Source organism: Oceanospirillum sp. (assembly GCF_982874595.1).
The window spans coordinates 16,695-31,613 of the sequence record NZ_CEYNZH010000042.1 but is presented as its reverse complement, the minus strand read 5'-3'; the positions used below and the strand labels follow the sequence as shown (position 1 = coordinate 31,613).

Sequence of the window (14,919 nt, the reverse complement as noted above, 5' to 3'; positions counted from 1 at the left end):
TAATGCCGTCACATCAGTGCAATAGCGTGTTGCGCTCAGAGTCTGCAACCGCCGAATAAAAGCAGCACCTTTGCTGCTTTTATTCTATGAAACCGTATGTCTGTTAATATCAGATTTTTGATTCTATAGCGGTGACGGTTTCTATCATCTTTTGCAGGTATTTCTTCTCTGCTTCTTCAATAGTCATGGCTTGCTTTATATAAATTAAATTCAAACAACCCAGGATGCGCCCTTTGCTTCTTATTGGCAAAGCAATCGCTGCAATTTTACCTTCTTCACCCCAATCGCCATAATTGGCCCCATAGCCCTGGTGTCGTGTTCTTGAGAGCACGGAGTGCACGTAGTTCCGGTCTCTGGCCAATTCGCCCTGCTCATCATCTCTGCTTTGAAGGAGTGACAGTATGCTCTGTCGTTCATTATCCGGACAAAAAGAAAGATAGGCCCGGCCTGTGGCAGACCGGAGCATAGGGAGTCGTCGTCCGACCATATTACGGTGGAAGGACAGGCGGCTGAATTTATGGGTTGTCTCCCTGACCACCATGGCATCAACATCAAATGTACAAATATCTGTTGGCCAGACTACAGCCTGCATCAGTTCACCCAAAAGAGGCGCGGCTAACTGTGAAATCCATTGCTCATCTCTGAAGCCCTCGCTGAGCTCCCGGACTTTCAGTGTTAGCTGATAGCTGTCATCGGAAAAGCTGGGCCTGACATAACCTTCTGTAACCAGGGTCTCAAGCAGGCGCTTGACGGTTGTGCGGTGAATACCACTTTGTTCGGCCAGGTCTCTTACGCGGGCCCCACCGTCCGATTGATTCATAAGATTGATCAGCTGAAGCCCTCTGACAAGTCCCCTAACGGTTTTGTATTCCGCGTCGGTTTTTTGCTCGTGCGACATAGATGTCTCCGTGCACCAGGTACACCATTGGCGTGTTATCTGTTGAGCAGCCCAATACAGCAAAACTATACTGAATGCATGTTTGTAACCATTAATCAAACAACGATAAGAATATGAAATCAATATTAAACGACTAATAATAAAGATTAAATATGGCTAACAATGAATCGCTTTATCAGATTGCTGAGCAGATCCGTAATGCTGAGTCTAACGCTTCTCCAATTACTCCGATAAGAGATCAGTTAAAAGAACTCGATATTGATAGTGCTTATCAGATCCAGCAAATAAATACTGATTTTTATACTGACCAGGGGCGTCGGCTGGTTGGTAAGAAGATCGGTTTAACGAATCCCATGGTCCAGAAGCAGTTGGGGGTGGATCAGCCTGATTACGGGGTTCTGTTCGCGGATATGTGTTTTGGCGATAACGAGACGGTGCCTTTTTCACGCCTACTGCAGCCGAAGATAGAGGTGGAGTTGGCTTTCGTTCTGAAAAAAGACCTGCCCCATGCTGATACAACCTTTGATGAGGTTGTATCGGCCATTGATTATGTTGTGCCCGCGTTAGAGATCGTTGGTAGCCGCATTGCTGATTGGGATATTCAGTTTGTGGATACGGTGGCTGACAATGCCTCCAGTTCTGCCTACGTGATTGGTGGCCCGGCACAGGCTGTTCAGGGCCTGGATATGCGTGCAGTGATGATGGAAATGACCTGTAACGGTGAGCTTGTGTCCAGTGGTAGCGGCGACAAATGTCTGGGCCATCCGGTCAATGCTGCCGTTTGGTTGGCCCGCATTATGGCGCAACATGGTTCCCCTCTGAAAGCCGGTGATCTTATTTTGACTGGGGCATTGGGCCCTATGGTTAACGTTTCTCCCGGAGATCATTTTGAAGCCTGTATTTCAGGTGTCGGAAAGGTTTCCGTTCAGTTCTCCGCCTGATGACGGGCAATTCAATCACTGCAGCTTTAGGTATAAAAAAGATGAGCAAAAAACTCAAAGCGGTCATTATTGGTCCGGGTAATATCGGCACCGATTTGCTGATGAAAATGCAGCGCTCTGAATGGGTCGAGCCGGTATGGATGGTGGGGATTGATCCTGAATCTGAGGGGCTGAAACGGGCCGCAGAAATGGGCATCAAGACCTGTTCCACCGGTGTTGACGGTATTCTGGAACACGTTATCGCTGACGATATACGTGTCGCTTTTGATGCCACCTCTGCCTACGTACATGCGGAGAACTCCCGTAAGCTCAATGAGCTGGGTGTGATCATGATCGACCTGACCCCAGCGGCGATTGGTCCGTTCTGCATTCCTCCTGTCAATCTGGAGGCCCACGCTAAAAACCTCGAAATGAACGTCAATATGGTGACCTGCGGTGGCCAGGCAACGATTCCGATGGTGGCTGCTGTCAGTCGTGTACAGCCGGTGGAATACGGCGAAATCATCGCCACCGTATCGTCCAAATCCGTCGGCCCGGGTACCCGTCAGAACATCGACGAATTCACCCGCACCACCGCCGGTGGCGTTGAAAAAGTCGGCGGTGCCAAAAAAGGCAAGGCCATCATTATCATCAACCCGGCTGAACCACCACTGATGATGCGTGACACTGTGCACTGTCTGACTGAAGGCGAGCCGAACCGCGATGCGATTACCGAATCCGTGCATCAGATGGTGGCCGAAGTACAGAAATACGTACCGGGCTACAAGCTGGTCAACGGCCCGGTGTTCGACGGCAACCGCGTGTCCATGTTTATGGAAGTGGAAGGTTTGGGCGACTTCCTGCCGAAATACGCCGGTAACCTCGACATCATGACCGCTGCCGGTCTGCGTACCGCAGAAATGTTTGCGGAAGAAATCGACAAGGGCGTGATCGCTCTTCCATCACGTGGCGAGTAACAGGGGAATATTGATATGAACTTGCAAGGTAAAAGCGTCAAGCTGCACGACATGTCCCTGCGCGACGGTATGCATGCCAAGCGTCACCAGATCAGCGTTGATGAAATGGTGAAAGTGGCCTGCGCCATGGACGAGGCCGGTATGCCACTGATCGAAGTCACCCACGGTGACGGCCTGGGCGGTGCTTCTGTTAACTATGGTTTTCCGGCTCACAGCGACGAGGAATACCTCGGTGCTGTGATTCCTAAAATGAAACAGGCCAAGGTCTCCGCGCTGCTGCTGCCCGGTATCGGCACCGTTGATCACCTGAAAATGGCAAAAGATCTGGGGGTTTCCACCATCCGTGTGGCGACCCACTGCACCGAAGCGGATGTCTCCCAGCAGCACATCACCTTTGCCCGTGAACTCAACATGGACACCGTTGGCTTCCTGATGATGGCACACATGGCCTCGGCGGAAAAAATCGTCGAGCAGGCCAAATTGATGGTCAGCTACGGCGCCAGCTGCATCTACTGCACCGACTCCGCCGGTTATATGCTGCCTGACGAAGTGACCGAAAAAATCACCGCGCTGCGCAACGAACTGCCCGCCGAGATCGAGCTGGGTTTCCACGGTCACCACAACATGGCTATGGGCGTGGCTAACTCGCTGGCGGCCATTGAAGCCGGTTGTGCCCGTATCGACGGTTCGGTTGCCGGTCTGGGGGCTGGCGCGGGTAACACACCGTTAGAAGTACTGTGCGCGGTACTCAACCGAATGGGCTGTGACACGGGTATCGACCTGTACAAGATTATGGACGTGGCGGAAGACCTGATCACGCCGATGATGGACCAGCCGATCCGGGTTGACCGTGACGCGCTGACGCTGGGCTATGCCGGTGTTTACAGCTCGTTTCTGCTGTTTGCTCAACGCGCCGAGAAGAAATACGGTGTCTCCGCCCGCGATATTCTGGTGGAACTGGGCAAGCGCGGCACGGTAGGTGGCCAGGAAGATATGATCGAAGACCTGGCGCTGACCATGGCCAAGGGTTTTTAATCTTTTCTGCCAGGGTTACTGACCCTGGCATCTTTTTGAAGGTGTCATTGTGAGTATCCAGCTCGCACCTTAAGGCTGATGATCTGTTCCCATCAACAGAGCTTGTGCCGTTAGCAGAAGTACTCTTCGTACTTCTGCTTTTTTTGTATTGAGATTCAGGGTCAATACGAGGGGCAAACGGTTAAAACCTCAGATCCTGATTCACGGTACTTCTGAAGGACTCCAGCAGGTCGCTCAAATAGGGGTCCGGTTGAGCGCTGTCCCGCCAAACCATGCCAACCGCTCCGTCAGATTTCGGAATTTTGAGATTCAGAGGGACCAGCAAACCCCGCCCATAAAAATGTCGTGCAACCCTGTCTGAGGCCACCGCTATTGAATCGGTATACTGGAGTAGCCAGAGATTGGTGACCATTGAGTTGGATTCTATTTTATAACTGGGAGGTTTCAGACCGGCTTGTGCCAGAGAGGCATCCAGTTTGCTGCGGATGGGGGCACCGGAGGGCCAGACGATCCAGTCATACTGATACAGATCTTTCCACTCTAAGTATTCCTGCTGAGCTAAAGGGTGGCTCAATCGACTCACAATGCAGAGATCTTCTTCGTAGAGCATCTCGTTCTGAAAATCCGCGTGAGGCTTGTAATTATCCATGCGGCCAACGACCAGATCCAATTCTCCCAAAGCCAGTCTCTGCATCAGCACATCCATCGTGTTTTCGTGCACCTGAACCTTTGCCCTGGGTTGGCGCAGCATAAATTCACTGACGGCTGCCGGTGCAAAGCTTGGGGCTGAGGCCGGTGATGTGCCGATAGCAACCATACGATCACTGCCTTCTTTGATGGCGGTCAGACTTTCTTCTGCCCGGTCTACTTCCGTGGTCATTCTTTGAGCATAAGTTATTAGCAGTTGGCCCGCTGCAGTCGGTGCCAGTCCACGGGAATGTCGCTCAAAAAGTGGCGTGCCCACATCATCTTCAAGTTCTTTTAGCCATCGGGAGAGGGCTGGCTGAGTGGTATGGCACAGCCGTGCCGTTTCGCTGAGGCTGCAGGTTTCTCCTAACGAAATCAGCCAGTTAAGGTGAGAGAAGCGCAACCGCTTTGACCATGCCATCTTCTGATATACCTCCAGAGGTATGGGTTTATCAATATATATCATTATTCGATATACCATGATTTAACAATAATGCCTTTCATGCAACCGAAGAACCTATGGTGACAGTGAAGGTATTCCATGAAGCTCTACAGTTTTTTTAACAGCTCAACCTCTTATCGGGTACGTATCGCTTTGGCGCTGAAAAATATTGCTTATCAGTACCAGGGGGTGAATATCCGTATCGGTGAGCAGTCCTCAGAAACACAGCGTCGTTTGAATCCTTCCAAGGGCGTACCGGTTCTTGAAACCGCCTCAGGAGAAATTCTTACCCAGTCAATGGCCATTATTCAGTATTTGGATGATCTCTATAGCCAGAATCCTCTGATTCCTCAGGAGCCGATGGCGAAAGCTCGGGTTCTTGAGCTGGCAAATGCCATTGCCTGTGACATGCATCCAATCAATAACCTGAAAAGCCTGAACTATCTCAGCCAGACATTTGAAGTCTCTCAGGAGCAGCGCAATGGCTGGTATCAGCACTGGGTGCGTGAGGGCTTTGATGCGGTTGAAGCGCACCTGGAGCGCTTTGGTTCAGGTGCTTACTGCTTTGGCGAACAGCCGACATTAGCAGACTGCTGTTTGGTGCCTCAGGTCGCTAACGCATTACGCATGAAGTGCGATCTGTCGGCCTATCCCAGAATTCTTAAGGTCTATCAGCACTGTATTAAACATCCTGCCTTTATTGAGGCTGCCCCGAAAAACCAACCGGATTTTCTCCCTAACTGATGTGGATGTTTTCAGGTTGATGACCTGATGGTGTGTAACGTACATAACCCCCTGGAGATCACTATGACTGAACTAAAAAAACAAAAGATCATTGTCATTGGCGGAGGCATTGGTGGCCTGGCCGCAGCTATGGCTCTGGTGCAGCAGGATATTGAAGTTCTGCTGCTGGAGCAGGCGGATGAAATTGCGGAGATTGGTGCGGGTATCCAGCTTGGTCCGAATGCTTACTCCGCACTGGATGCTCTGGGTGTGGGCGAAGCGGCCCGCAACCGTTCTGTATTTACCGATTATCTGCTGATGATGGACGCCGTTGATGCAACCACTGTTGGCAAGATTGATGTTGGCGAAGCGTTTCGTAAACGCTTTAACAACCCTTATGGGGTTATCCATCGGGCTGATATCCATCTGTCGATTCTCGAATCGGTTGAGAAGCACCCTTTAATCAGCTTTAAAACCTCAACCCGTATTGAGTCTGTCGATCTTCATGATGATGGCGTAACAGTGACCGACCAGCACGGTAATACCTATGACGCTGATGCGGTTATTGGTGCAGATGGTGTGCGCTCTGTTGTGCGCCAGAAGATTCTGGGCGATCCACCCCGTGTGACCGGTCATGTGGTTTACCGTGCCGTTGTTGAAAAGGATGACATGCCGGAAGACCTGAGAATCAATGCGCCGGTGCTTTGGGCCGGACCTCGTTGCCATCTGGTGCATTACCCGCTGCGTGGGGGAGAGCAATATAACCTGGTGGTGACCTTCCACAGTCGTGAAAAGGAAGAGTGGAGCGTGACAGAAGGTTCCCGTGAAGAGGTGCTTTCTTACTTTCAGGGCATTGATGCAAGCCCACGCCGTTTACTTGAGCTTCCTAAGTCCTGGAAACGTTGGGCGACAGCTGACCGTGAGCCGGTTGAGAAGTGGGGGGAAGGACTGGCGACGATTCTTGGTGATGCTGCGCATCCCACAACTCAATATCTGGCGCAGGGTGCCTGTATGGCCCTTGAGGATGCCGTCGTTCTGGGACAGGCGATCAAAAAATGTGATGGCAATCTGGAAAAAGCTTTCCGCCTCTACGAAACCATTCGGATTCCCCGTACGGCACGTATGGTTTGGTCGGCCCGGGAAATGGGACGTCTTTATCACGCCAAAGGTGCAGAGCGTCTGGTGCGGAACCAGTTGTGGAAAGGTCGTTCTCAGGAGCGCTTCTATGATGCGCTGGAATGGTTGTACGGCTGGAATGTGAACAATTGCATGGACTAAAGCTTTGGTTCCGGGCAGAGCCCGCATTCAGTGGATATCTGCCCCTCCGGAACTGATCTGTTAAGAGAAGAACAAGAAGGAAATCTATCATGACTTTATCACTTGGAACGTTGGATGAACTGCCCGCGCGCTATCGCGATGACCTGACTGAACGTAATCTGGTCCCTCTGTGGCCGAGCATGCGTGCGGTATTGCCCTATCAGGTGCCCAGCCGGAACACTCAGCCTATGACCTGGGGCTATGAAACGGTTCGCCCTTTGCTGCTGGAGGCCGGTGAATTAACCCCGATGGAAAAAGCAGAGCGTCGGGTTCTGGTATTGGCAAACCCCGGACATGGTCTGGAAAACATGAAGGCAACGCCCAGTATTTATCTGGGGCTGCAGCTGATTCTGCCGGGAGAAACTGCCCCCAATCACCGTCATACCCCCAACGCTGTTCGCATCATCGTGGAAGGCGAGGGCGCTTATACCACGGTTGATGGTGAGCCCTGCAAAATGGAGCGCGGTGATCTGATTCTGACCCCTGCCGGAAAATGGCATGAGCATCACCACGAAGGCAGCGGCCCAATTGTCTGGCTGGATGTGCTGGATCTGCCTTTGATTTATCAGCTTGAAGGCTCTTGGGCGATTGAAGGTGAGCCTCAGGATCAGGGGCGGAATCGGGACAAATCTTACGCCGAATATAGTGCTGCCGGTATTGTACCCAACATCAATTTCTCCCGTGGCGAGCAGGAAACGCCAATGCTGCGCTATCCGTGGAGCAAAACCCGGGACTGTCTGGTTGAGATGGCTAAAGACCTCAAAGAAGGGTTGCTGCGGATCAGTTATGTCAATCCTGAAAACGGCAGCAGTCTTTTCCCGAGCATCGGATTTGGCGCAATTATGCTCCGCCCGGGTGAAACCCTGGCGTTGCCGAAACGCACAACCGCCTGTGTTTTCCATGGCATTGAGGGCTCTGGCCAGCTTGTCCTGGATAACAAAACGCTTGATTGGCAGGCAAAGGATACCTTGGCGGTTCCCGGTTATAGCGACATTACACTGAAAAATAACAGTAGCGATCAGCCTGCATTTCTTATCACTGCCGATGAAGAGCCTCTTCATCAATATCTCGGAATTTTCTAAGGGGAACTCCTATGTCTCAAACTCTTGTTTTTCCAGCTGCAGATATCATCACCGCAGAAATTTCAGGTGACGATGCCCGCTTTCCTGTACGTCGTATCTTTTGTGTTGGCCGTAACTATCTGGCCCATGCTACGGAGATGGGGGTCACTGTTGATAAGTCAAAGCAGGAGCCTTTCTACTTTTTAAAGGATGCCTCTGCTCTGGTGCCAAGTGGTGCAACGGTTGATTACCCGCCCCAGACCGCCAATTACCACTATGAGATGGAGTTTGTAGTGGCCATTGGTAAAGAAGGTTTTGAGGTCACTGAGGATCAGGTTGAAGAGATGATCTTTGGTTATGCCTGTGGTCTGGATATGACCCGACGTGATCTGCAGTTAAAAGCTCGCGAAACCGGTCGTCCCTGGGATCTGGGTAAGAATTTTGAAGCATCCGCAGTACTGTCCCCGATTGTGAAGCGCGGCGATTTAGGTGTGCTTGAAGAGGGTGATATTCAGCTGTCAGTTAACGGTACGGTGAAGCAATCCTCTGATCTGAACCTGCTGATTTGGAATGTAAAAGAGTTGCTGGTTCATCTGACTAAGTTCTACCACCTGCAACCTGGGGATCTTATTTACACCGGTACGCCTGAAGGGGTCGGACCTGTCGTGCGTGGTGATCAGATTCTTGGCCATATCAAAGGTGTTGGTGATATTGAACTGAATATTCGCTGACCGTTTTCTGGGGAAGAGAGTTCTGGCTTCTCCGGAATCACTTTGTCTGCCGGAGCGCTCCCAGCTTTCCCTGAAGCAGGGCGCTTCGGTGGGCATCCCGATAAGTAACAAACAATCAATGAGGTTCCACCATGATAACAATAAAGAAATGGCTTACCTTAATCGCTACATCAATGCTGGCAGTATCTGTGTCCGCAACCGCTCAGGCGCAAACCTTACGTCTGGGTCATGTGACTCCGCCAAGTCATATCTGGCACAAAGTCGCTGAGCGTTTTAACGACAATTTGAAAGAAGCGACAAACAATAAAGATTCTTTGCGTATTTATCCGCTCTCCAAGCTCGGAGGGGATAACCAAATGATCGCTATGCTACAGGCCGGGTCTATTCAATTTGCTGTATTGACCGCCGGATCACTATCCAACCGTTCGGAATCCATGAACGCCTGGTTTATGCCCTATATCTTCCGGGATGTAGCTCATGCTGCAGAAGTTGCTCAGTCTCGGGAAGCTCAGCAAATGCTGGTTGAGCTGAGAAAACATAAATTGGTAGGACTGGGTTACACCATGGCGGGTATGCGCCACCTGTTGTCGACCTCAGAAATTAAAACCACCGATGATTTTGCCGGCAAAAAAATACGTTCTTTCCCTAATAAGCTCTTCAGTCAGTGGTGGAGCGATCTGGGTGCGGCCCCAACAGCTCTGGCGATTAGCGATGTTTCCCCAGCCCTGACGACAAACCTGCTTGATGGTGTTGATGTCGATCTGGATATCGTTGTGGGTCTGAAAATGTATCAGCAGGCTCCTTATCTTACCCTGACCAATCATATGGCATTCCCTGGTGTTGTTGTTGCTTCTGAGAAATGGTGGAACACCCAGAGCGATGAGAAAAAGCAGCAGGTGATTAAAGCCTTCAAGGAAGCTGAAAGCTGGGGCTATCAGCAACAAATCGCGGCAGAAAAGAAAAATCTGGCGTTTCTGAAGTCTGTTGGTGTAACGGTTAGTGCTCTGGACGGTGATGCGCTGGAGCAGGTCGGCCACCGGATCCGATCCGAATATGTTAACGATCATCCGGAAATTAGCGGCTTTCTGAAAAGCGCCCAGCGCTGATACTGTCCGGGCCTCAGGCCCGGATTTTGAACACTGCAGAACCCTTTTATGGGGTTATCCGGGGAATTGTTATGGCGACTTTATATAAAAAAATGTCCCGCGCACTGCATCGCGTGGACAATGAAATTGCACGGGTTGAGTCACTGTTACTGGTTCTGATGATGTTTGCCCTGACGTTGATTCTGGTTTGTCAGGTGATTCTTCGTTACTTCTTTAACGCGCCTTTATTCTGGGCTGAGGAAGTCTCAGTACAGTTGCTGATTTCGGTGACATTTCTGGGAATCAGTTATCTCATTCATCAGGGCAATATGATCAAGGTGGACTTTCTTCTTGAGTTGCTGCCGAAAGGGACAACCGACAAGGTCGAGCTGGGTTTGCGTGTACTGGGTCTGGCGACGCTATTGGTTTTCTGCTGGGTTGCAACCGAATGGATTTTGCAGCCGGAAATAAAGTTGGATGTGTCGCCAACCACAGGGATACCGAATTGGTACAACTACCTGCTGGTTGTGGTGAGCTTTTATCTGATGAGCTGGCATCTGCTGGTAAAGCTCATTACCGGTAAGCCTCATATGCACTCTGATGCCTCACTCAGTCTGCCAGAAGAAGGTTAATCCCTATGCTTACCTTATCCGTTTTTATGGTCAGTCTGTTAATCGGGCTGCCGATTTTTGTTGTTTTACTTTTGGGAACACTGGTTTTTCTGTTTCAGACCGACCTGACTGTTCTGATGAGCTCGTTGCCGATTCAGCTCTATGGTGCTTTGAATAAGAATGGCTTGTTAGCGATACCGCTCTTTATGCTGGTTGGGGAGTTAATGAACCGTGGAGGGCTTACTCAGAGGCTGATGAATGCTGCTGATATTTTTGTGGGTGGTTTTCGGGGTGGTTTGGCTTATGTGAACTTACTGACTAATGCGATGGCTGCTTCGATCCTGGGATCGGCAACGGCTCAGATTTCGGTGATGAGTCGCCTGATGGTGCCGACCATGGTGGAGAAAGGCTATAAGAAAGAGTTTGCAGCGGCTGTGACCATGTCTGGGGGCTTGCTGGGTCCCATTATCCCACCTTCAATGCTGATGATTATTTATGGGGTGGTTGCCTATCAGCCGATCTCGGATCTCTTTATTGCCGGAATTCTCCCCGGCCTGCTTATTATTCTGGGTTTTGCCTCTGTCATCTTTCTGACGGGTGTCATCACCGGTTTACCAAAGGGAGAGCATCTTCCGCATCGGAAAATAGGCCGTGAGCTGCTGGCCGGTTTACTGCCGGGCAGTATTCCTATCACTGTGATTGTCTGTATCCTGTCCGGCGTGATGACCCCCACAGAAGCGGGTGCTGTGGCTTCGGTACTGTCTTTTCTGATTGGATTCTTTGTTTATAAGTCACTGAAACTAAAAGATCTGGTATCGGTATTCAGAAGTGTCACGCTTAACACTGCCACGATTACGGGGCTTATCGCAGTGGCTTCCGTATTTGGCTGGGCACTCTCCTTTGAAGGTGTTCCGGATCGTATGGTCGATGCTATTACAGGTCTGACCGATTCACCTTTAGCCTTTCTTTTAATGGTTTATCTTCTGGTGATTTTACTGGGGATGTTCCTGGAAAGTATCAGCGTGATGATTGTGATTATCCCGATCATCCTGCCTGCTGCACTTTCTTACGGCATTGATCCGATACATTTTGGTGTTGTTGTGAGTCTGGCAACGCTGATTGGTTTGGTGACGCCACCCGTTGGGCCTGGGCTTTATATTGCAATGTCGACGACTCAGCTACCTATGGGGCAGTTGTTTCGGGCGATGCTGCCATTTCTGGCGAGTATGTTTGCCTGCATGTTACTGATCGCAGCGGTACCTGAGTTGTCTTTATTGCTGCTTCAGCAGATGGGTTGATTCATTGGAAAGCAGCCATTGCTTTCCTCTCGTGCTTCCCGGAAGGTTATCCTTCCGGGTTTTTTGGTGTCTGTAAAACAGACCGGTCAGACGTTCAGTGGGGGCCGCATTCAGAAACTTTGTTTTTTGCTTTTTATCAGGCATGGCGCTAAAACTCAGGCGGTGCAAAAAATTGATCGTTTCTGAGCTAGATCGATAACAATTTCATTAAACCAATTCACGTATACCCCCATGAGGGTGCTTGTGTTCGGACAAGGGCAAAAGTACCATTAGGCCTTTCGCTTTTTTCGCGTTTTTTTCGGAGACAACAGATGATCAAAGGCAGTATTGTTGCATTGGTAACCCCAATGACCACCTCGGGAGCTATCGATTGGGAAGCACTGCATCGTCTGGTTGAGTTCCATCTGGAGAACGGTACCGATGCGATTGTTGCAGCAGGTACGACAGGTGAACCTACCACGATGTCATTTGAAGAGCACTTTGACGTCATCCGAAAGGTTGTTGAGCAGGTTAACGGTCGCATTCCTGTTATTGCGGGCACCGGTGCTAACAACACGGCTGAAGCCGTTGAGCTGACTAAGTTTGCTAAAAAAGTGGGCGCGGACTACTGCCTGTCAGTAACGCCTTACTACAACAAACCCACTCAGGAAGGTTTGTTCCAGCACTTTAAAGCGGTTGCTGAAGCCAGCGATCTGCCGGTTATCCTGTATAACGTACCGGGTCGTACTGCGGTTGATCTGCACAACGAGACGGTAGTTCGCCTGAGCAAGCTGGACAACATTGTTGCCCTGAAAGATGCCACCGGTGATGTTGAGCGCGGTAAAGAGCTGATGGATCGTCTGGAAGGTTCTGACTTCCTGATGTTCTCTGGTGATGACCTGACCGCCGCCGACTTTATTCTGCAGGGTGGTCACGGCAATATCTCGGTAACCGCGAACGTTGCGCCACGCCAGATGTCTGAGCTGTGTGCTGCTGCTCTGAATGGCGATGCGTCTACCGCACACCAGATCAATACGCGTCTGATGCCTCTGCACCGCGCACTCTTTGTTGAATCCAATCCGATTCCGGTGAAGTGGGCTGTTGCTGAAATGGGCATGATGGAAACCGGTATTCGTTTACCGCTGACCGTTCTTTCTGAGCAGTACCATGCAACCGTGCGTGAAGCGCTGCAACACGCCGGAATCATCGGATAACTGATCGGGAAGTCATAATGTCCAGAAAGGACTTGAATAAACTGACAGCCGGCAGCCTTGTGCTGACCGGCTTTCTGTTAGCTGGCTGCAGTTCCTCCGGCTACTACTACGATCGTAAAACAGACTACGTGGATGCTAAAGAGTATCCGGCGATCAGTCTGCCGGCGACCGCAGATGCTGCTGATTTTAAACAAGCGATGCCATTGCCGGATATTGCTGCACAGGAAAAGCTTGATGATGAGTTCATCGTGCCGCGCCCTGATGCGTTGCCTGTTGTTGATGAGGATCTGCCCCCGTCAGCTGTGCGTGAGTTTGCCGGAACAGAAGGCATTTCTTCCCGTCTTTGGCTCTCAATCTCCAATGATCCTGCTGTGGCCTGGCCAATGTTACAGCGCCAGTTTGAACTGCTGAACTGGGCTGTAAAAACCGCAGACCCGTCTACAGGTCGTATTCGGTTTGTGCCTGATACTCAGATTAATGCTCAACCGGTTTCGGCTAAATTGCGTCAGGGGATTCGGGGCGGTTTCAGTGATCTGGAACTGTTAAATCAACAGGGAGAGGTTCGAACAGATAGCTCCGCTAAAGCCTTATTAAGCCAGATCAGCTCAGGGCTGGCTGATCAGGAGGTCGGTTCTCAGAGTGTTTCTTTGCTGGCGCAGAATATCAGCCGTGAAAAGACGGTGGTTCTGCAGTCTGCTGGTGGTCAGGATCCTGTTCTGAAGCTGGGTACCGAGGCTGACCGTACCTGGATTGGTCTGGACGTTTTATTAACGGAGCAGTTTCAGGAAAATGAACAGAAACTCTTATCCTCAGATGCCGCTAAGCGAGAGTTTACACTGATCTGGGTTCCTGAAGAGGAGCGCAGCAGTATTCTGACTCGCTGGGCCTCAAGACCAGGGCCTGAATACCAGTACCAGCTGGTACTGACAGGCTCTTCCCCTGTATCGATCCGGGTTCAGCAGAACGGACGCGCCGTTGACTCCCGTACAGCCCGTCAGATTCTGGCCGGGGTTCGTAAACTGTTGAACTGATGTATTGAGTTCCGGCTTAAAACATCTTGCTGTATGACTTCGCCCCGACCTTTGAGGTCCCGGGGCGTTTTTGCTTCGGATAATGCTGTGACTGCAATTCGCTTCGCCTCCCTCGGTAGTGGTAGCCGTGGAAATGCCACCCTGATCGAAAAAAACACCACCCGTATTCTGATCGACTGCGGTTTCGGGGTTAAAGACGCCCGTACCCGTCTGGAACGTTTGGGGTTGTCGCTGGAGGATCTTGATGGCGTTCTGGTAACCCACGAGCATGGCGACCATATTGGTGGCGTTGGCCGAATCGCCCGGGCCAGTGGCATGCCGGTTTTTTGCAGCCATGGAACTTATCTCACTGACCGCCTGGGAAAGGTGCCTGACCTGCGCCTTATCAGTAGCCATAAGAAATTTGCCATTGGCGACCTGGAGATTGAACCGGTTCCGGTTCCCCATGATGCGAAAGAGCCAATTCAGTATATTGTGGGTGACGGGGATACCCGTTTAGGCGTATTAACAGATCTGGGCAGTATTACACCCCATATTCGCCACTGTTATGCCCGTTGTGATGCACTGATTCTTGAAACCAATCATGATCCCCAGATGCTCCAGCATGGGCCTTACCCACCAAAGCTTAAGCGCAGGGTCGGAGGTGCCTATGGGCACCTGAGTAACGGCCAGGCTCAGGCTCTTCTAAGTGATTTACAGCATGATAAGCTGCAGCATGTTGTTGCCGCTCATATCAGCGATAAAAACAACACTGAGCTGCTGGCCAAAGAGAGCCTGGCTCATAGTCTCGGTTGTGATGCTGAAGAGATTCCGGCTATTGATCAGGAAGAGGGGTTGCATTGGATGAGTCTCCGGGCTGCTTTCTGATTATTCCAGCCTCTGTGGTGATGCTACCGGCCCGAAAATTCGC

The 14,919-nt window shown here is 50.9% G+C and carries 15 protein-coding genes; 13 read left to right on the top strand and 2 right to left on the bottom strand.

Annotated features, from left to right (window positions below; all coding sequences use genetic code 11):
- Positions 1 to 109: 109 nt before the first annotated feature.
- A complete protein-coding gene (locus tag AC4GL5_RS14400) occupies positions 110 to 898 on the bottom strand; it encodes a DNA-binding transcriptional regulator (protein ID WP_490383490.1) in 789 nt (262 codons plus the stop codon).
- A gap of 152 nt (positions 899 to 1,050) precedes the next feature.
- Between AC4GL5_RS14400 and mhpD the strand changes: the two genes are divergently transcribed.
- The 3 genes from mhpD to dmpG are packed head-to-tail and all read left to right on the top strand — an operon-like array spanning position 1,051 to position 3,830.
- Positions 1,051 to 1,839, top strand: a complete 789-nt coding sequence (mhpD, locus tag AC4GL5_RS14395) for a 2-keto-4-pentenoate hydratase (protein ID WP_490383489.1) — start codon at positions 1,051 to 1,053, stop codon at positions 1,837 to 1,839.
- A 41-nt stretch (positions 1,840 to 1,880) separates the two neighbouring features.
- On the top strand, positions 1,881 to 2,795 hold the full coding sequence (locus tag AC4GL5_RS14390; protein WP_490383488.1) for an acetaldehyde dehydrogenase (acetylating): 915 nt from the start codon (positions 1,881 to 1,883) through the stop codon (positions 2,793 to 2,795).
- A 15-nt stretch (positions 2,796 to 2,810) separates the two neighbouring features.
- On the top strand, positions 2,811 to 3,830 hold the full coding sequence (gene dmpG, locus AC4GL5_RS14385; RefSeq protein ID WP_490383487.1) for a 4-hydroxy-2-oxovalerate aldolase: 1,020 nt from the start codon (positions 2,811 to 2,813) through the stop codon (positions 3,828 to 3,830).
- A 181-nt stretch (positions 3,831 to 4,011) separates the two neighbouring features.
- On the opposite strand, the gene AC4GL5_RS14380 is transcribed toward dmpG, so the two are convergent.
- A complete protein-coding gene (locus tag AC4GL5_RS14380) occupies positions 4,012 to 4,938 on the bottom strand; it encodes a LysR family transcriptional regulator (protein ID WP_490383486.1) in 927 nt (308 codons plus the stop codon).
- A 120-nt stretch (positions 4,939 to 5,058) separates the two neighbouring features.
- Between AC4GL5_RS14380 and maiA the strand changes: the two genes are divergently transcribed.
- The 10 genes from maiA to AC4GL5_RS14330 all read left to right on the top strand — a co-directional run bounded on the left by maiA (position 5,059) and on the right by AC4GL5_RS14330 (position 14,876).
- On the top strand, positions 5,059 to 5,703 hold the full coding sequence (maiA, locus tag AC4GL5_RS14375) for a maleylacetoacetate isomerase (protein WP_490383485.1): 645 nt from the start codon (positions 5,059 to 5,061) through the stop codon (positions 5,701 to 5,703).
- Between the two features lie 63 nt (positions 5,704 to 5,766).
- A complete protein-coding gene (locus AC4GL5_RS14370) occupies positions 5,767 to 6,960 on the top strand; it encodes a 3-hydroxybenzoate 6-monooxygenase (protein WP_490383484.1) in 1,194 nt (397 codons plus the stop codon).
- 89 nt (positions 6,961 to 7,049) lie between these two features.
- Entirely contained in the window at positions 7,050 to 8,081 is a 1,032-nt protein-coding gene (locus tag AC4GL5_RS14365) for a cupin domain-containing protein (protein ID WP_490383483.1), read from the top strand.
- 11 nt (positions 8,082 to 8,092) lie between these two features.
- Positions 8,093 to 8,791, top strand: a complete 699-nt coding sequence (locus AC4GL5_RS14360; protein ID WP_490383482.1) for a fumarylacetoacetate hydrolase family protein — start codon at positions 8,093 to 8,095, stop codon at positions 8,789 to 8,791.
- 131 nt (positions 8,792 to 8,922) lie between these two features.
- A complete protein-coding gene (locus AC4GL5_RS14355; protein ID WP_490383481.1) occupies positions 8,923 to 9,897 on the top strand; it encodes a TRAP transporter substrate-binding protein in 975 nt (324 codons plus the stop codon).
- 71 nt (positions 9,898 to 9,968) lie between these two features.
- Positions 9,969 to 10,508 carry a TRAP transporter small permease gene (locus tag AC4GL5_RS14350; protein WP_490383480.1) on the top strand — a complete coding sequence of 180 codons (540 nt, stop codon included), beginning with the start codon at positions 9,969 to 9,971 and terminating at the stop codon, positions 10,506 to 10,508.
- Positions 10,509 to 10,513: 5 nt separating this feature from the next.
- Positions 10,514 to 11,785 carry a TRAP transporter large permease gene (locus AC4GL5_RS14345; protein ID WP_490383479.1) on the top strand — a complete coding sequence of 424 codons (1,272 nt, stop codon included), beginning with the start codon at positions 10,514 to 10,516 and terminating at the stop codon, positions 11,783 to 11,785.
- Positions 11,786 to 12,096: 311 nt separating this feature from the next.
- The gene (dapA, locus tag AC4GL5_RS14340) at positions 12,097 to 12,978 is read left to right on the top strand and encodes a 4-hydroxy-tetrahydrodipicolinate synthase (protein WP_490383478.1); all 882 of its coding nucleotides are present in this window, start codon (positions 12,097 to 12,099) and stop codon (positions 12,976 to 12,978) included.
- Positions 12,979 to 12,995: 17 nt separating this feature from the next.
- Positions 12,996 to 14,009: a hypothetical protein gene (locus AC4GL5_RS14335; RefSeq protein WP_490383477.1), complete on the top strand. Its 1,014-nt coding sequence runs from the start codon at positions 12,996 to 12,998 to the stop codon at positions 14,007 to 14,009.
- Between the two features lie 87 nt (positions 14,010 to 14,096).
- Positions 14,097 to 14,876 (top strand): MBL fold metallo-hydrolase, encoded by a 780-nt coding sequence (locus AC4GL5_RS14330; protein ID WP_490383476.1) that lies wholly within the window; start codon positions 14,097 to 14,099, stop codon positions 14,874 to 14,876.
- Positions 14,877 to 14,919 lie beyond the last annotated feature (43 nt).